The sequence below is a fragment of the Veillonella parvula genome (genome assembly GCF_042850485.1).
Taxonomy (GTDB): Bacteria; Bacillota; Negativicutes; order Veillonellales; family Veillonellaceae; genus Veillonella; species Veillonella parvula_Q.
This window is the reverse complement of record NZ_AP031417.1, coordinates 1,077,741-1,096,732: the sequence shown is the minus strand read 5'-3', so window position 1 is coordinate 1,096,732 and position 18,992 is coordinate 1,077,741. Positions and strand designations below refer to the sequence as shown.

General features: G+C 36.2%; 12 protein-coding genes. All 12 read left to right on the top strand.

The features are described from left to right. Positions 1-14: 14 nt before the first annotated feature. Positions 15-1,334 carry an amidohydrolase gene (locus ACGHIY_RS04870; RefSeq protein ID WP_077708452.1) on the top strand — a complete coding sequence of 440 codons (1,320 nt, stop codon included), beginning with the start codon at positions 15-17 and terminating at the stop codon, positions 1,332-1,334. A 134-nt stretch (positions 1,335-1,468) separates the two neighbouring features. Further along, positions 1,469-3,334 carry a ShlB/FhaC/HecB family hemolysin secretion/activation protein gene (locus ACGHIY_RS04865; RefSeq protein ID WP_390525316.1) on the top strand — a complete coding sequence of 622 codons (1,866 nt, stop codon included), beginning with the start codon at positions 1,469-1,471 and terminating at the stop codon, positions 3,332-3,334. Between the two features lie 31 nt (positions 3,335-3,365). Next, positions 3,366-9,698 (top strand): hemagglutinin repeat-containing protein, encoded by a 6,333-nt coding sequence (locus ACGHIY_RS04860; protein WP_390525315.1) that lies wholly within the window; start codon positions 3,366-3,368, stop codon positions 9,696-9,698. Positions 9,699-9,708: 10 nt separating this feature from the next. Next, positions 9,709-10,005 (top strand): hypothetical protein, encoded by a 297-nt coding sequence (locus tag ACGHIY_RS04855; RefSeq protein WP_077708451.1) that lies wholly within the window; start codon positions 9,709-9,711, stop codon positions 10,003-10,005. Between the two features lie 710 nt (positions 10,006-10,715). Next, positions 10,716-11,591, top strand: a complete 876-nt coding sequence (gene glyQ / locus ACGHIY_RS04850; RefSeq protein ID WP_021148183.1) for a glycine--tRNA ligase subunit alpha — start codon at positions 10,716-10,718, stop codon at positions 11,589-11,591. 1 nt (position 11,592) lies between these two features. Continuing rightward, positions 11,593-13,644 carry a glycine--tRNA ligase subunit beta gene (glyS, locus tag ACGHIY_RS04845; RefSeq protein ID WP_316689412.1) on the top strand — a complete coding sequence of 684 codons (2,052 nt, stop codon included), beginning with the start codon at positions 11,593-11,595 and terminating at the stop codon, positions 13,642-13,644. Positions 13,645-13,810: 166 nt separating this feature from the next. Further along, on the top strand, positions 13,811-14,197 hold the full coding sequence (locus ACGHIY_RS04840; RefSeq protein WP_118091475.1) for a MarR family winged helix-turn-helix transcriptional regulator: 387 nt from the start codon (positions 13,811-13,813) through the stop codon (positions 14,195-14,197). A gap of 142 nt (positions 14,198-14,339) precedes the next feature. Next, positions 14,340-14,681: a 50S ribosomal protein L19 gene (gene rplS / locus ACGHIY_RS04835; protein ID WP_004695921.1), complete on the top strand. Its 342-nt coding sequence runs from the start codon at positions 14,340-14,342 to the stop codon at positions 14,679-14,681. Positions 14,682-14,865: 184 nt separating this feature from the next. Next, entirely contained in the window at positions 14,866-15,771 is a 906-nt protein-coding gene (gene ylqF / locus ACGHIY_RS04830) for a ribosome biogenesis GTPase YlqF (RefSeq protein ID WP_060919830.1), read from the top strand. After that, positions 15,764-16,561: a ribonuclease HII gene (locus tag ACGHIY_RS04825; RefSeq protein WP_287507693.1), complete on the top strand. Its 798-nt coding sequence runs from the start codon at positions 15,764-15,766 to the stop codon at positions 16,559-16,561. The genes ylqF and ACGHIY_RS04825 overlap by 8 nt, the downstream gene beginning before the upstream one ends. Before the next feature lie 294 nt (positions 16,562-16,855). Beyond that, complete coding sequence (locus tag ACGHIY_RS04820) at positions 16,856-17,254, top strand: YraN family protein (protein ID WP_004695915.1); 399 nt, start codon at positions 16,856-16,858, stop codon at positions 17,252-17,254. A 12-nt stretch (positions 17,255-17,266) separates the two neighbouring features. Further along, on the top strand, positions 17,267-18,964 hold the full coding sequence (locus ACGHIY_RS04815) for a YifB family Mg chelatase-like AAA ATPase (RefSeq protein ID WP_316063711.1): 1,698 nt from the start codon (positions 17,267-17,269) through the stop codon (positions 18,962-18,964). Positions 18,965-18,992 lie beyond the last annotated feature (28 nt).

Genomic DNA, 18,992 nt, shown 5'->3' with positions numbered 1-18,992 from the left:
ATAAAGGAGATAGTATGAGCCGTATGACAAAGGAAGAAGTAAAGCAACGTGTTTGTAAAGCTATTGTTGATGCACAACCGCGTTTACGAGAATTGGCTGAATCTATTATGGCTGAACCAGAATTGGGTTTTAAAGAGGTAAAAACCTCTAAAAAGGTTCAAGCTATGTTTGATGAACTTGGCATTTCTTATACTACTGGCCATGCATTGACAGGTGTAAAAGGTAGAATGAAAGGTCGAGATAGTAAATATACGGTTGCAATGGTGGGGGAATTAGATGCCATTCTCTGTCCTCGCCATCCTCGTGCCGATGATTTAACAGGGGCCGCCCATTGCTGTGGTCATAATGTACAAATTGCGAATATGTTTGCTGTCGCTATGGGTTTACAAGCTGTGGTGGACGAATTAGCTGGCGATGTTGTATTATTTGCTGTTCCGGCAGAGGAAATGATTGAAATTGATTACCGCAATAAATTGCGTGAGCAAGGTAAGCTTAAGTATATGGGTGGTAAGCAACAGCTCATCTATGAAGGAGCTTTCGACGATATTGATATGGCTATGCAAATGCATGTGGAGACAGCCAAAACACCAGCTGGTGAAATGGGGCTTGGTAGTACCTCTAATGGTTTTGTATCTAAACTGATTGAATATCACGGTAAGGTAGCCCATGCAGCACAAGCACCTCATGAAGGCATCAATGCTCTTAATGCTGCTTTGATGGGGGTTATGGGGGTTAACTCCATTCGTGAAACTTTCAAAGAAAGCGATTATTTCAGATTCCACCCAATCATTAATCAAGGTGGTACATTGGTAAATTGTGTGCCTGATTATGTTCAAGTTGAAAGTTACGTGCGTGCCTCTAATATTGAAGCTATTGTAGATGGCAATCATCGTGTAAACCGGGCCTTAAAAGCCGGTGGCGATGCAGTAGGAGCCACATGTGTTATCCATGACCTACCTGGTTATTTACCGATGCGTAATGATGAACGTATGAATGCTCTATTACGAGAAAATTCAAATCCTATCTTTGGTGAAGCCAATATATACCAAGGCCCACATATAACAGCTAGTACAGATATGGGGGACGTATCTCACTTGATGCCGGTCATCCATCCATGGGTTGGTTGTATAAGTGGTGTACTACACAGTGCGGAATATGAAATCTCTGTACCTGATGTAGCGTACATTAAAACAGCACAAGCATTGGCTATGACAATCGTAGACTTACTATACGATGATGCAGCAGGTGCTAAAGATATATTAGACAACTTTACACCAGCCTTAAATAAAGAAAGCTATATTGAACTCTTAGACCGTATTGCTAAGGGTGAATAAAATAAACCGCCTATCGAAGATGAATTGATTTATCTTTGGTAGGTGGTTTTACAGTTTAAACTCTCTATTGACTGTCAAGATAAAAACATAATAAAATATAAAACAGATTTATATTTTATTACAAAAGGAGCAATATGAAAAAGAGAGAGTTATTATTCTGTCTAAGTTTAGTGTGTATGGTACCAATACATATTTTGGGTGCTAAACCTATTGATACTCAAGAACAACTAGATAGATCGAGAGAACAACAACTAGCGAGAGAGGCGCGGCTTGGAGAGGGACGAATTACAGTACAAACAGGTGGAATAGATTTTTCATCTGGTTCTTTAACACCACAAGATGGTTATACAGTACCGGCACAACAGCCAGCACATGTAGAGCCATCTTTTTTTGTATCTCATATCCGTGTTGTTGAAGAACCTATTAGTCAGTCTGTAGAATTAACATATAGTAATATGATAAATACTACTATGGATCAGACGACATTTGTGGATAATAGTTCTGCAGCAAGTGTACGATTAATTAAAGGTCCATTATATTATGAAGCACAAAAAAAGAAGATACAATTAGATGTGCCTAACGAGTTTACGTTTCTACGTAAAACAATTAAACCATTTGTAAATCGCAAACTTACAGTTGAAGATGTAAATAGATTATCTACTAGCTTAAATACTGCACTTATAGAACATGGATACGTCACGTCTCGGATTGGTATTCCATCCCAATCATTAGCTTCAGGTAATCTACAATTTAATTTACAACTCGGTCGCGTAGAGTCTGTCTTATATAAAACGTATGCACAACCATTGCCATGGCAAAATGCATTTCCTATTCGTGAAGGGGATATCCTTAATATTCGAAATATAGAACAGGGGATAGAGCAAATGAAGCGAATTGGTTCTCAAAATGTGTCTGTTGAGCTTGAGCCAGGAACAAAACCGTTAGCTACGAATATTGTACTTGAAACTACTAAAAAACCACCAATTCATGGAATGATATCCATAGATGATTCTGGACTAAAAGATACTGGTAAACTGCAGTGGACGGCTGCAATTGGAGTTGATAGGATATTTAATGCTAATGATTCATTAAACTTAAGTATTAATCGAGATGCTGCTCAAGATGGTGAACGAAAAGGTAGTCGAAACCATACTATTTCTTATTCAATACCTAGAGGGAAGGATACCTTTAGTATTTCCTATAGTGATATGAAATATCATCAAACGATTAATTCTATGTCTACTCCATTTATTAGTTCTAGTCATGCCAAGACTGTAAGAGGTTCGTGGAATCATGTATTTCATCGAGATCGAACGACTAAGCGTAGTTGGGAGATTATTATCAGCAAGCGTAATGCTAAAAATTATATTAATGATGTAGAAATTGCTGTACAACGTGCTAATACAGCTTCTTTAGAAGTAGGTATATCAGAACGAAGATACATAAAGAAAAATACATTATACTCTAGAGCAGCTATTAAACAAGGGGTTGGTTGGTTTGGTTCGCAACCAGAATATGGTAATGGCGCGCCTAGTACTCGATATACTCAACTATTGTTAGATGTCGATTATCAAATTCCACGTATATGGGGACATAGACCAGCAAGTATTACTACATCTTTCTATGGACAATGGACATTAGGGGATAAACGTTTATTCTCTAGAGATATGATTAGCCTTGGGAATCGATATACTGTACAAGGATTTGATGGTGAAAATACACTAATGGCTGAAAGTGGCTGGTATATGCGTAATGAGGTTGCTAGTTACATCCCTAAATGGAAATCAAGTGTTTATGCTAATATTGATTTTGGCGCCGTATATGGTCCAAGTACAGAGGTATTAACAGGAAAATTTATTGCTGGTACTAGTCTTGGGATAAGAGGGCAATTTAAATCTGGATTATTCTATGATGTATTTGTTGGGGCTCCTTTATATAAACCAAGTGGTTACAAAACTGATTCTGTAACCGCAGGTTTCCAAGCAGGTGTGCGGTTCTAATATAGTATACGTATTAATTGAGAGAGTAAATATGAAACAAAAACGATTACAATATAAAATTGCAGTATGGCTTACTATGGGGTTAATAATCGTTGATCCTTTAGTCGTACCGTTTGTATATGCAGAAAATCCTATAGAGGTAGATCGAAATGCGCCACATGAAAGACAAGCCATGATTGGACAAGCTGCTAACGGTGTCACATTAGTAAATGTCGTAGGTCCTAGCGCTGGTGGAGTATCTAGAAATGATTATACTAACTTTAACGTACCACAAAATGGTGTAATTCTTAATAACTCTTACCAAATGTCTAATACCAAGCTTGGTGGATATGTTCCTGGTAATACTAATATGATGCGTGGTTCTGCCAGTGTCATTGTTAACGAGGTTACTTCACACAATCCAACCAATATGAACGGGTTTATTGAGGTAGCAGGTCGTAAAGCTTCAGTAGTTATAGCAAATCCTAATGGTATTACTGTAGATGGTGGTGGATTTATCAATACAGATCGAGCAGTATTAACTACAGGTAAACCTGAATATGATTCATCAGGAAATCTAAACTCATATCGGGTGGAGCGAGGAACTGTTGCTATTAATAGAAATGGTCTTAATGCCAAAGAGGCTAACTCGTTACAAATTTTAACAGAAGCAGCGAGTGTAAATGCTGGAGTCTGGGCAAATTCGATTGAAGCTCGCACTGGTAAGAATAAAATAGTTGCTAATACATTAGACACACAAAAGATTAGTAATTCTAATAATATTGGCTTAGATGTCTCTGCTATTGGTGGTATGTATGCAAACTCTATTACTCTGAAAGGTACCAACACTGGTCTTGGTGTAAATGTTAAAGGTGTAGTAAGTTCTACACAAGCCTCTAGTATTACTAGTGATGGTCAAATTATAGTTGATGGTGGTGTTACAAGTAATGGCAATACTATTTTAGATGGACAAAGTATAGCAATTCATTCAAATGGCGTGGTTCAAGGTGATTCCTCTACAACTGTACATAGTCAAGAAAAGGTAAACAATAATGGTCTTATCAACTCTGGAAATACTACAACTATAAATGCTAAATCTATAGATAATCATGAAGGTGGACGTATTTATGGTGATACAGTAGATATTAAAGCTAATATAGTTACAAATCATACTAATAGTGAAATAGAAGAACGCTATCATAAAGCTGGTAAAGAGCTAGAAAAGGCAAAAAATGAACTTGATGCTGAATGGAATGCTGATATATCTAAATATAAGACCAAGCCTGAGTTAGACGCACATCGTCAACGGATTAATGATTTAACAAAAGCGTATGATGATGTACAAGAGAAAGTTACTGCTCTTAAGGCAGAACTAGATTCTCATAAGTCTGGTGTAATTGCGGGTCGTAATCACGTTAATATAACTTCAAATACAATAGATAATACTGGTAAAGGTCTCATTTATAGTGGTGGAACTATGGACTTTATTGCTAAAGATGGTATACATAATAAAGGGGCGACTATTAAAGCTACAAAGTCTATTAAACTTGATACTCCTACAGTAGAAAATAATAATGTTGCGTTAGGAACCAAGCGTGTTTCAGATGGGATTACTAAAAATCCAGATAAAATAAAAGTTACTCATCCAAATCATAAATTAGAAGGTCAGGTATTTGATAAGTCTGAGTTCCCATATGCTGATGATTCAAGTGGTTATGGTACACCGCATGTAAAACCAGTTAAAACGCCTGAAGATGAAGCTTATAATAAGGAAATGAATAAGAATGAGAACCGAATAAATCAGTTTACAATCATTAGAAGTGAAGCCGAACAAACTCACAAAAAGATTACCAATGATGATCCAGGTATCATTAGTAGTGGTGGTGATTTAGTAACTACTGGTATACTTTATAATGATAATAGCAGCGTGATTTCAGGAGGAACTTTTAAAACAAAGGGCTCTATACAAAACATATCAGATATGATTAGTGATAAAACCTTTATTACTGGAACTACTCAAGAGAGTAGAACCGAAAAGAAAAGGAAACGTCATGGTTATAGAAGTAAACGTATACGTGTTTGGGGCCCTGAAGTCTTTATGACACCGTCGATTACTGAAGAAAATGTAAAACCAATTGGTACTCTAAAAGAGCACGCTGAAGATAAAGTATCCAAAGCTACTATTGCAAAGGTCAATGATAGTTTAGATCCATATGGTCTGGGTGGGGGCAAAGGTAAAGCAAGTCAAACCATAGATGGTTTATCGTTACCAACAGAGGCACTATATGATATTCATCCTGCTATTACGGCTAATGCTTTGATAGAGACTGACCCTGCTTTTACTAATCGAAAGAATTTTTTATCCTCTCAATTTATGATTGATGCGTTGACAAATAATCCTGAAAGAAGATTCAAACGTTTAGGTGATGGATTCTATGAACAGCAACTTATTAATGAGCAAATAGTATCAGCTACAGGTAAACAGTATTTAGAAGGTTATACAGATAATGAAGCTGAATATAAAGCATTATTAGAGGCTGGTGTAGCTTTTGGTAAAGCTTTTAAATTAACACCTGGAATTGCCTTATCTAAAGAACAAATGAAAGCTATAACGACTGATATGGTGTGGTTAGAAACTAAAACAGTTGTAGTAGATGGAAAAGCTCAACAAGTTCTATATCCTAAAGTATATTTAGCGAAACAACCTGCAAAATCTGTTGATGCAATGGGTGGAATCATAAGTGGTAAAGCTATTGTTAGCAACACTAATGCAGATATTCTAAATCAAGGCATTATGACTGCAGATACAATTGTATTAGGGGCTAATGATGTAGAAAATACAGGTCGTATAGATGGACGTAAAGTGACTATTAAGGCATCACAAGATGTAATGAATACAGGCAATATTCATGGTGATAAACAGGTTACTATTAATGCTGGTCGTGATATTAATGTAGGTGCTCATGTAGATAGACTAGAACATCACGATATTGTTAGTCGTCAAGGTACTATTGGTGTAGCAAAAGATGGTGATTTAGTTTTATCTGCTAAACGAGATGTTAACCTTAAAGGTGCTATTGTTCATACTGGAGATCATTCTAAAGCAACCATTGATGCTGGGCACAATATTAATGTAACAACAGAGGCATTGTCTTCTAAAAAGGATATGACTGTTAATAGTGATAATTATAATCGCACTGATCGTCGTACTGAATTAGGTACAGCTATTTTAAGTGATAGTCATGTTAATTTACATGCAGGAAATGATGTAAATATCCGCAATGGTATTGTTAATAGTGAACATGGTGTCACATCTGTTGAAGCCGGAAATGATGTTACTATCACTAATGGGAACAGTTATAGTCGTGATGAATATGGTCTAAAATACAAAGAAAAAAGTTTACTATCACGTACAACTAATATCATACGTACAGATCATGAACATACAGGTGTTTTATCTTCAACAATTGGTGGAGATACAATTAATGTAAAAGCTAATCGCAATGTTTCGGTAACAGGTTCTAATATTTTAGGAACAAAAGATGTATCCGTATCTGCAGGTAATGACGTGCGTACGGATTCAGGTGAAGAATCACAACGTGATGATGTATATCAATATAGTAAAAAATCTGGGTTAATGGGCGCTGGTATAGGATTTACTATTGGTAGTAAGAAAGTGACTGATACAACAGATGGAAGGTATAAAAATCAAGTTGCTACTAATATTTCTTCCTCTAAGGGCGAGATAAATGTTAATGCTGGTAATTCAATCCACAGTACAACAACAAACTATTTTAGTAATAAACCGATAGACTTATCTGCTCGAAATGTAACGGTTGATGGAAAACATAATACTGCACATGTAGTGCAAAGTCACGAGGAGAAGCGTTCCGGTCTTACTGTAAGTGTTGGTGGTCAGATTGTTAATGAATTAAATAATATTCAGCAACTGGGTAAACGTGCTAACTCTAGAAAAAATAGCAACTTATCAACATTAGAGTATCTTGAGGCTGCAAATACTTTAAAACATGCTTATAATGATGGGTCTTCTTATAAAAATGCTAAGATAGAAAAACTTGTAGAAAAAGAAATAGATATACTTGCTAAGGCTGATGAACTTAATAAAGCATATCAGGCTGAACATCCTGAAGAGAGCAATGCTATGCATCCAGATGTAAAATCAGCGATTAATAATGTAAATAATAGAGCTAAAAAAGATCGTTTACTCAATATACAAGTAGGTATTGGTTCAAGCAAATTTAAACAAGTTAGTGAACTTAATCAAGAGAACTATATAGGTAGTTCTATAGGGAGCAAAAATAAAGTAAATATTACTGCAGATAGTGATAATAGTGACAAAGGTAATATTCAGATTACAGGTAGTGTTGTAGAGGCTCCACAGGTTAATTTAAATGCATCAAATAACCTACGTATAGATGCAGGAACAAACTCTTTAGTACAACTCGACACATATACAAGCTCAGGATGGTCTGTTGGTGCTACAGTTAGTCCTCATGGTAATGGTGTTATTGGTTTAGATGCTAATGTGTATAAAGGTAAAGAAAATGCATTAGAGACAACTAAGACGCATACTGGAACTGTTATTCGTGGTAAACAAGTCAATACTGTCTCTGGAAATGATACAGAAATTATTGGTTCTAAGGTCATCGGTGAAAGTGTGACCACAAAAGTTGGACATAATTTGAATATTGAAAGTTTACAAGATACGAATGACTACCATAAAATAAGTAAAAATAAAGGTATATCTGTATCTTATGGAATGAGTGGACCTGTAAGAGTTGGATTTGATAATTCGAGAGGCACTACAGACAGTCACTATGCAAGTGTTACAGATCAGGCTGGTATATACGCAGGTGATGGTGGATATAATGTACAGGTAAATAATGCAACTACACTTACAGGTGGTATAATTAAAGGGAGTCCTGATAAATCCAAGAATAAATTATCCTCTAATTCTTTAAAAATGAATGATATTCAAAATAAAGCATCCTATTCAGCAAAAACTTCTGGATATAGTTTATCTACAACTAAACGCTCTAAAAATAATCCGATAGGTATTACTGGCAGCCCTAAAATGGGGATTCCTGTGAAAGGTAATTCTAAATCAACTACTCATTCTGCCATCAGTGAAGGTATCATTGAAATTGCTGAGAAAGAATCTTTAGAAAAGATTAATCATGATACGGAACAAGCATTAAATAAACTAGCACCGATTTTTGATAAGAAAACAGTAGAAGAAAAACAAATTCTTTTATCTAAAATTTCTGATCATGGATATAAATTAATTGGTGATATTGCTGTTAGCGAACAAAAAAAATATGTAATATTAGCTGAATCTGCTGAAAATGCTAATAATGAAAAATTAGCAAAAGAATACTTGGACAAGGCTAAAAAATGGGATGATGGTGGAATTTATAAAGTTGCTTTACATGGTGCGCTTGGTGCAACTATATCGAAGCTTTCTGGATATGATTCTTTTAATGGATTTAAAATTAGTGCAATAAATGAAGTTACACAACCACTTCTAAGAAAAATCGATAATCCTGACATGCAAAAGTTAGTTAGTATAATTTTAGGGAAAAGTATTAGTGATCAATCAATAGCAGTGCCTTTGATAAATTCAGCCGTTGATAATAATTGGTTGACCCATGACGATCAGCTAAACTTGTTACGTGATTATAGAAGTTTTAAGTATGGAGAAATTAGTTTAGACGAATGGGTTAGAAAACTTGCTTATTATGATACCCTTATGTGGTATGAATACAATCATAATTCAATCTATAAAACTAATAATGAAACATCCATACTTTTAAATGGTGAATTGGAAAGTAGTATACCAGAAGTAATTGGATCGGGTTCATTCCAAGATATTATGAACAATTTAGTATATAAATATGTTACATCAAATGGCCTAGAAGATTCATTTAGTATGTACAAACAAGAGGCTAGTTCTAGAATTGTTTCTTCTAATAAAGCATATGAAGACTCCTTGCTAAATGACTATATTGATAAATATGGTGTAGAAAAAGGGCGTGCATTATATGGATATGAAAAACAGAAACGTGATAGAATCAATAATAATTCTATTAATAATTTAACTTTAAGTGTTGATAAAGATATTTTATATAATAACCACACTAGTACACCCAAAATATTTGACTATAATTTAAATTCTAATAATCCTAATGATACTATAGAAGTTAGTAAACCTACTAATAGTATAAGTACTAGAGATTTAGAAAAGTCGGTTTTAACTAATACTACATCTGAGTTGACCAATCAACCTTTAAAGGGGTATTTATATTATACTGAGAATGCTAAACCTGCTTTTAGAGTAGTTAATAGATTGGGGGGGGGTTTTTAGTATAGGAAGCATGACAAATGATTTTGTGCAAGACTATTATACCTATAGTGGAACCAATTTAGTTAAAGCTTGGGGGACAAATTTAATTCCTCCAATAGGCTCTGCAATAGGAGGTGCTTATGGTACTGCAGAAGGATTCAAACTAGGATATCCTTATGGACCAATTGCGACAGCAGTTTCATCTTATTCTTTAGGAACTTTAGGAAGTATTTCCGGTGGAATAGCAGGAGATATAAAAAAAATGGAGCTACGACAAGATATTCCGACAGATGAAGAGATTAGAAAACGAGGTGAAAATAATAAATGAAATTAGTATATTATTTTGCTACTATATCCTTGTTTTTAGCATTTGCCTATAGTGTAATTCAATATATTCGAAGATCTAATGAGGACATAAATGAAAAATATAGATTAATTAGTTTAGGAATATTTTTAGTTGTATTTTTTGTGGATTTTAAGTTCTTAGATGATATAAATAAACAATTTAAATATCTAGTTGAGTTTTTACTATTATCATTCAGTACCTACTTGTTTTCGCTAATATTTAAAAATAGTAACCATAAATGGATTTACTATTTATTTACTTTCTTTACTATATTGCTATTTTTAATGGCTATCTTATTTTCTATATAATTTTATTCAAGTTATATATTTAGCTAGATATAGGTATTAATTTATTTTTCAACATATATTTGGGGTAAAAGTTTTAGATAATAGTTTGACATTCATCCCTCTCTATTGCTACAATATTGTGTATAATATATGCGATGAAGCAGAGTAGTAAACCTCTCTAGCGAGTGAGGATGGTGTAAGCTCACATTTGGTTGAAGGCGCTGTAGAGCATTGGCAGGAACGCAGGTATCTGTTAGTAAAGGCCAACATAGAAAAAAGAGGGCGCAAGCCAAATAGGGTGGAACCGCGGGTATACTCGTCCCTGTAACGTTTTTCGTTACAGGGACTTTTTTGTTTGTAACGAAATGGTTGATTTTATGTCGGTTGTGTAAAGTGGAGGCAGCAATGACATTTCAAGAGATTATTTTAAATCTACAAAAATTCTGGAGCGATCAAGGTTGTATCGTTCAAAATCCATATGACATCGAAAAGGGCGCAGGCACAATGAACCCTGCTACATTTTTGCATGCTATTGGTCCTGAACCATGGGCTGTATGTTATGTAGAGCCTTCTCGTCGTCCAGCAGACGGTCGTTATGGTGATAACCCTAACCGTTTGTTCCAACATCACCAATTCCAAGTTATCGTGAAACCATCTCCAGATAACATCCAAGAATTGTACTTACAATCCTTGGCTGCATTGGGCATTCACGCTGAAGATCACGATATCCGCTTCGTAGAGGATAACTGGGAATCTCCAACATTGGGTGCTTGGGGTCTTGGTTGGGAAGTATGGCTCGACGGTATGGAGGTAACTCAGTTTACATATTTCCAACAAGTTGGTTCTATCGACTGTAAACCAGTGTCCGTAGAAATTACATACGGTTTAGAACGTTTGGCTATGTACATTCAAGGCGTAGAAAACGTTTATGATCTTAAATGGAATGAAAATGTTACATATGGTGACGTTTGGCATGCTAACGAAGTTGAACAATCCGTTTATAACTTTGAATTAGCTGATACAGATATGCTTTTTAAATTGTTTGATATGTACGAAGCAGAAGCAAAACGCGTTTGTGCAGCCGGTTATGTATTACCAGCTTACGACTATGTATTGAAATGTTCCCACACATTCAACTTGCTTGATTCCCGTGGCGCTATTTCTATCAGTGAACGTACTGCTTTCATCGGCCGCGTACGTGCATTAGCTCGTATTTGTGCACAACAATACCTTGCTAAACGCGAGGAATTAGGTTTCCCACTTTTGAAAGGAGATAAATAAGATGGCAAAGGATTTATTATTTGAAATCGGTGCAGAAGAAATTCCTGCCGGCTTTATGCCACATATCTTAGGTCAATTGAAACAATTGGCTGAAACAAAATTAAATGATGCCCATCTTCCTTTTGAAAGCATCGCGACATACGGCACACCACGTCGTTTGGCTCTTATCGTGAAAGGTCTTGCTGACACATCTGCGGAAATTAGCGAACGTCATAAAGGTCCTTCTGCATCCATTGCATACGATGCTGACGGCAATGCTACAAAAGCAGCTATCGGTTTTGCTCGTGGTAAAGGTCTTGATGTAGCTAACCTAGTTGTAGAAGACGGCTATATTTATGCTGAAACTAAAACTGCTGGTGTACCTGCAAAAGATATCGTAACAGATATGTTACCACAATTAATTACAGGTCTTAATTTCCCTAAATCCATGCATTGGGGCAATTTAGATGCTAAGTTTGTACGTCCTGTACGTTGGCTTGTAGCATTACTTGATGAAGAAGTAATTCCTGTAGAATTTGCTACTGTTAAATCTGGTAATGTAACACGTGGTCATCGATTCTTAGGTGCTGATGAAATCACTATCAAAAATGCATCATCCTATGTAGACACATTAAAAGAAAACTTTGTTATGGTTGATCAAGACGCACGTCGTGAATTGATTTCCAAACAATTACATGACATTGCAGCTTCTAAAAATGCATCTATCGTTTGGGATGATGATTTGTTAGAAGAAATCAACTATCTTGTTGAATGGCCTACAGCATTGTGTGGTGGCTTTGAAGAGTCCTACTTGGCACTTCCAGATGCAGCTATCATTACACCTATGAAAGACCATCAACGTTACTTCCCATTAGTTGACCAAGACGGCAAATTGTTGCCAATGTTCTTAACAGTTCGTAACGGCTCCGATCATTCTATCGAAGTAGTTCAAGCTGGTAATGAACGTGTATTGCGTGCACGTCTTGATGATGCTAAATTTTTCTTTAACGAAGATCGCAAGAAACCTCTTATCGACCGTCAAGATGGTTTGACTAAAATTGTATTCCAAGAAGGTCTTGGTAACTTAGCGGATAAAACTGAACGTTTACTTAAATTGGGCCGTGTATTTGGTGAAGAATGTGGTTTACACGAAGATGCAGCTGTTGTGTTAGAACGTGCTACAGAGCTTGCTAAAACTGATCTTACAACAGGTATGGTTACAGAGTTCACTGAATTACAAGGTGTAATGGGTAAAGAATACGCTTTACTTGATGGTGAATCTCCTGAAGTAGCAGAAGCTATTTTCGAACAATATTTACCACGTTTTGCAGGCGATGTATTGCCTCAAACTGAAGCAGGTAAAGTATTGTCCATCATCGATAAAGTAGATAACATCGTTGCCACTTTCAGCCGTGGCCTAATTCCTACAGGCTCTCAAGATCCATATGCATTGCGCCGTCAAACAATTGGTATTTTGAACATCTTGCTTGGTAGCGAATGGAATATCAGCTTACGTCCAATCTTCAAAGCATCTATGGAATTGCTTAATGTACCAGCTGAAAAACAAGACGAATTGCTTGGCCAAGTAGAAGAGTTCTTCATGCTTCGTTTGAAAAATATCTTCCTTGATCGCGAAGTTCCTCATCATGTAATTGACTTATTGTTATCTAACAACGAATTGTCCGTTGCTGATGCTGAAGGTCTTGTAAATGCATTGTTAGCTAACCGCATCGATGAAAACGTTGAACTTGTTCAAGCGTATACACGTATGTACAATCTTGTAAAAGATGTGGAATATACTGGTGTTAATAATGATTTGTTGAAAGAAGATGCTGAGAAAGCATTGTTTGAAGCTGCTTCTAAAGCATCTGAAATAAGTAGTGCTGCTTGGGAAGCTGGCGATTATGATGCAGTCGTGGCAGTTCCAGCTACTTTAGTTCCAGCCATCAACAAATTCTTTGAAGATGTAATGGTTATGGATAAAGATGAAGCTATTAAAGCTAACCGGTTACAACTCGTTCGTTTAGCGTACAACGTAATGGCTATTATTGGAGATATTAGCGCATTAAAATAACATATTTTAGTAAAAGTTAAATTTTTTACAATGATATACAGGAGAAGAGGTACCGTGCGTACCTCTTTTTTGCTTTTACGAAGAATATGCAAATTTTATGCAGGATTTTTAGAGACTATGGCGAATACTTTATAATATACAAAGTTGTATGAGGAGATAGATGATTATGAATCATGATGAATTATATAAAGCCTTATGTAAGGTGCCAAGCGGCAAAGAAAAGTCTCGTGATAGAATTATTATTGAATTATATATGCGTTCCCAAGGAGCATCACAGAAGCAGTTAGTAGATGCTTTAAATATGCGTCCCGCTACTGTGTCGGAGCAGACAGATATTCTCATTGAATTGGGATATGTTACAAAACATATTGATTATATGGACAAACGTATATCTGTAATAACATTAACAGATGAGGGGAAACGTTTAGGCAAAACTCTTTTACATACATATAACGAATTTCTTAATGTAATGTTCTCTGATTTATCGGATGAAGAACAGGAGAATTTATACCGCTTATTAGGTAAGTTAAAACGACCAATTATACGTAAATAATACGTAAATATTTGGATTATTAAAATAATATAGAAAATACTTGCTAACAGTACGTGATTTATGATACTATATTGCTGTTAATTTGAGACAGTCCGCTGCCTATAAGGTGTAGGTATTGAATGTCTGCAAACAGGAGGAAACAATGAACATTATTAACGTACTTGAACAAGAACAACTTCGTACAGACATCCCTACTTTCCGCGCTGGTGACACAGTTCGCGTACACGTAAAAGTAGTGGAAGGTACTCGTGAACGTATCCAAGTGTTCGAAGGTTTGGTAATCAAACGTCAAAACGGTGGCGTACGTGAAACTTTTACAGTTCGTCGTATTGCATCCGGTGTAGGTGTAGAACGTACATTCCCACTACACAGCCCACGTTTAGCTAAAATCGAAGTTATGCGTCGTGGTGTTGTTCGTCGTGCTAAATTGTACTACTTACGTAACCTTACTGGTAAAGCTGCTCGTATTCGCGAAAAACGCTAATGTTCATAAAAGGCTGCCGTTGGCAGCCTTTTATTTTTGCTAAGATTAGATATGAATAGTTCTATTTTATTATTCTATGAATTAAAGAGTTATAATAGAGGAATATAGAGCTGTAAAAAGATAAATATAAAATATACTAAGTATCTCTATGAGATGTATATAAAGTATGTAGAAAGGATATAAAATGGCAGATTCACCTATCGTACATTGGTTCCCTGGGCATATGGCGAAAGCTACTCGTATGATTACAGAGTATATCAAGAAGGTAGATGTTGTTATCGAGTTATTAGATGCGCGTATTCCTCGCTCTAGTGCGAATCCTGTGATCCTTGAACTCGTTGGTCAAAAACCACATATTGTACTGTTAAATAAAGTTGACTTAGCTGATCCTAAAGCCACAAAGGAATGGACTGAATTCTTTACTAAACAAGGCATTACAGTATTGGCTATCGATTCTAAATCTGGCAAAGGCAATAAAAAATTATTATCTACCGTAGAACGTCTAAGTAAACCTATCATTGATCGTTGGGTAGCGAAAGGTATTCGCAGTCGTTCTGTTAGGACTATCATCTTAGGCATTCCTAATGTTGGTAAATCTACATTGATTAACTCTTTAGCTGGTTCTGCTGCAACGCGTACAGCTAATAAGGCAGGTCATACACGTGGTCAACAGTGGGTTAAAATCGGTAAAAATCTTGAATTGCTTGATACACCAGGTGTATTATGGCCAAAATTAGAGGACCAACGTGCAGCGGCTCGCCTCGCTATGACAGGTGCCATTTCCGATGATGTTTATGATTTAGAGCATGTTATAAAACAGCTATTAAATTACTTATTGACGAACACGCCAAATATTTTGGTAGAGCGTTATAAATTAAAGGAAGAAGAGATGACCGATGTTGATACGATTCTTGAAAGCATCGGACGTCGTCGAGGTTGTCTTGTAAGCGGTGGCATTGTAGATTTTGACAAGGCTCGCCGTATTATCTTGCAAGACTATCGCAATACTAAGTTAGGTACAATTACTCTCGATCAAGTTGATGAAGAACCGTACTACCCTGCAGATGGTGAGGAGAGTCATAATGGATAAGGATATATTTTCTAAGTTAAAAGTAGCAGATATTAAAGCTCTCTTTGAAACTGAACAAGCCTTAGAGATTTTGTCTTTTGCTCAAGAGGATACTCGTAGTTCTGTACAAAAATTGGCTGCTTCTTATATTAAGCGGCAAGAAAAAGAGTTAAAAGAACAGCAACGCCTCATGGGTATGTATGACTATGAAGGCATGTTCTATGATCAAGGTATCTATCATGTGGCTGGCGTTGATGAAGTGGGGCGTGGCCCTATTGCGGGTCCTGTAACGGTAGCTGCTGTTATCTTGCCACCTATGACATTAATTCCAGGCCTTAATGACTCTAAAAAGCTAACGGAAGAAAAGCGTGAAGCGCTCTATGATATCATCATGGACGAAGCTGTTGCTGTTAGCTGTATTTCCTACGGCCCAGAAAAGATTGATGAACTCAATATTTATGAAGCAACGCGACAAGCGATGTATGAGGCTATTCGTACGCTCAGCGTACCAGCTGAAGCAGTAGTGGCTGATGCTATGAAATTGCCTGATTTAACGATTCCTGTTGAATCCATTATTAAGGGCGATAGTAAAAGCGCTAATATTGCTGCTGCATCCATCATTGCAAAGGTTACGCGAGATCGATATATGAAGAGCCTTGATGTTGAGTTCCCTGGTTATGGCTTTGGTATTCATAAAGGTTACTATACGGAATTACATAAAGAAGCTATCGAGCAACAAGGGGTAACACCGCTTCATCGTAAGAGCTTTGAGCCTATTAAATCTATTGTGCGTTGGGTTAAACCTGAGTAAATCTTAGTTATTTATATATGGGTAATAGATTTACTTTATGATTCGACTATTAAGTTAAGTCCTATAGTCGTATTAGTTTTATTCGTTATATCATTATAAATTGCATATAGTTTATAACCGTAAAGAGGTTCCTATTGGTCACTTATGTGACTATTAGGAACCTCTTTTGTATTTACTTTTACATCTTACGTATCTTACTCTACAAGTAAGTATTACCTGTTGAAAGATTAATATAGTGTAGATATTAAAATTCTATGAGTTGTTGTTGCAGATACACCTTATTAGGAGGTATATATGAAAACGATTAGTACTGGTAAAGCATTTAATGAACTCGATTCAAAAGAACTGGGCAAATGGGGAGAACGAGTAGCCACTAACTATATTGAAAAAATAGGACTTACGGTAGTAGATACAAATTATCGAACCCGATTAGGGGAAATCGACATCATTGCTAAACGTGATTTAGTCTATCATTTTATAGAGATTAAAGCTCGCCGAGGTATGCAACATGGACTAGCACGTGAGGCAGTTACCAAGAAAAAACAAAAGCATATTAAACGAGCTGCTATGTTGTTTCTATATGATTTAAATCAAAAAAAGCGCCGTTGGAAGGAAATATCCTTTGATGTAATAGAGGTGTATTTACACGAAGACTTTCAAAGTTCTATTCATTATTTACCACAGTGTTTTTAGTGAGGTCTGTTTATGTACGCAAAATTATATGGAGCCACCTTACACGGCATTGATGGATGCATCATTACTGTAGAGGTCGATATATCACAAGGTTTGCCGGTCTTTGATATCGTTGGACTACCTAATCAATCGGTTAAAGAGGCTCGTGAACGTGTACGAGCGGCCATTAAAAATAGTGGATACGAATTTCCAATGAGACGCATCGTAGTCAATTTAGCTCCGGCTACAATTCGTAAAAGTAGTGCTGGACTCGATTTAGCGATCGCTTTAGGGGTTCTGCTTGCATCAGGACAGATAAAGGGGCGTAAAGCTAAAATTTCGGCTTTATTTGATAAGAGTTTGTTTATGGGAGAATTAGCGTTAGATGGTTCGCTATTACCGACCTTTGGGACTTTAGCTATGTCGTTAGCAGGATTAGATGCTAATTATTCAAAAATTTATACAAGTATTGAAAATGGTAAAGTGCTACAGTCTATTCCTAATTTAACTATATATGGTGGATTATCACTACAAGAAATTATTACTATTTTAGAGGAACAAATTAAGCCAAAGGTAGTTGATAAAAATAAACAAATAAGTATCAAAACAGAACATGTAGATAAACATAATACCAATAAATCAACTCTAGAGTCTATGCCATTAACTGGCAATAATGAAAATGTAGATACAATCAGCAAACCGCAAGTAACTATGATTAGTAATAATTGTGTTGATACGTCTGTTACGGATGAAAGTATAACTATAAAGACTAATCAAACATATACAGTTGATTTTGGTGATGTACAAGGTCAAGAGTTAGGCAAACGAGCCATGCTCATCAGTGCTGCAGGTCATCATCATTGTATTATGATAGGGCCTCCAGGTGGGGGTAAAACGATGATGGCCGAAAGATTGCCGACCATATTGCCTCCTATGACTTGGAATGAAATTGTTGAAGTGAGTCGTATACAAGATGTAATAGGTTTGCTGGGCGATAATGGGCTAGTTACATCTAGACCTTTTAGACATCCTCATCATACGGCTACTTTGGCTAGTATGGTCGGTGGAGGAATTCAGGGACGTCCTGGAGAGGTAACATTAGCTCACGGAGGTGTATTATTTATGGATGAAGCGCCTGAGTTTCAACGCCAAGTAATCGATGCATTACGACAGCCTTTAGAGTCTAGAACGATTACTATAAATCGGTCTCAAGGAAATTATATATATCCAGCTAATTTTATTTGTATTCTTGCGGCCAATCCTTGTCCTTGTGGGTATTACCATGATCCTCATAAGGAATGTGTTTGTACAGAAACGATGGTTAAAAACTATCAGCAACGGTTATCAGGGCCGATTATGGATCGTATTGATTTGCATATTCCCGTTGAGAGACCGACCCTTGAACAGCTGTTAGATACATCATCTTCAAATATGACGAGTGAAAGTATGAGACAACAAGTTATCATGGCCACTGCTATGCAACAGAAACGATATGAAAGTTTTGACTTTAATTCGAATGGAGCAGTTCCTCATAAGGCAATTAGTGAACTATGCAATATTACAGATAAGGCTTGGAGTGTTTTAGGCAATATATTTGACCATTTTCATTTAAGTGGGCGAGCTTTTGATCGCATATTAAAGGTGGCTCGTACAATTGCTGATTTAGAAGAAAATCCAAAAGTAGAACCACATCATATTTCTGAAGCAATGTTATTTAGAACTGGCAAATAAAGTAAGTATCTCATAAATTTAGTAGTTG

What these genes read in the sequence shown, in the direction of transcription:
- ACGHIY_RS04870 (WP_077708452.1), top strand. Translation starts at nt 15, where the DNA reads ATGAGCCGTATGACAAAGGAAGAAGTAAAGCAACGTGTTTGTAAAGCT.
- ACGHIY_RS04865 (WP_390525316.1), top strand. Translation starts at nt 1,469, where the DNA reads ATGAAAAAGAGAGAGTTATTATTCTGTCTAAGTTTAGTGTGTATGGTA.
- ACGHIY_RS04860 (WP_390525315.1), top strand. Translation starts at nt 3,366, where the DNA reads ATGAAACAAAAACGATTACAATATAAAATTGCAGTATGGCTTACTATG.
- ACGHIY_RS04855 (WP_077708451.1), top strand. Translation starts at nt 9,709, where the DNA reads ATGACAAATGATTTTGTGCAAGACTATTATACCTATAGTGGAACCAAT.
- glyQ (WP_021148183.1), top strand. Translation starts at nt 10,716, where the DNA reads ATGACATTTCAAGAGATTATTTTAAATCTACAAAAATTCTGGAGCGAT.
- glyS (WP_316689412.1), top strand. Translation starts at nt 11,593, where the DNA reads ATGGCAAAGGATTTATTATTTGAAATCGGTGCAGAAGAAATTCCTGCC.
- ACGHIY_RS04840 (WP_118091475.1), top strand. Translation starts at nt 13,811, where the DNA reads ATGAATCATGATGAATTATATAAAGCCTTATGTAAGGTGCCAAGCGGC.
- rplS (WP_004695921.1), top strand. Translation starts at nt 14,340, where the DNA reads ATGAACATTATTAACGTACTTGAACAAGAACAACTTCGTACAGACATC.
- ylqF (WP_060919830.1), top strand. Translation starts at nt 14,866, where the DNA reads ATGGCAGATTCACCTATCGTACATTGGTTCCCTGGGCATATGGCGAAA.
- ACGHIY_RS04825 (WP_287507693.1), top strand. Translation starts at nt 15,764, where the DNA reads ATGGATAAGGATATATTTTCTAAGTTAAAAGTAGCAGATATTAAAGCT.
- ACGHIY_RS04820 (WP_004695915.1), top strand. Translation starts at nt 16,856, where the DNA reads ATGAAAACGATTAGTACTGGTAAAGCATTTAATGAACTCGATTCAAAA.
- ACGHIY_RS04815 (WP_316063711.1), top strand. Translation starts at nt 17,267, where the DNA reads ATGTACGCAAAATTATATGGAGCCACCTTACACGGCATTGATGGATGC.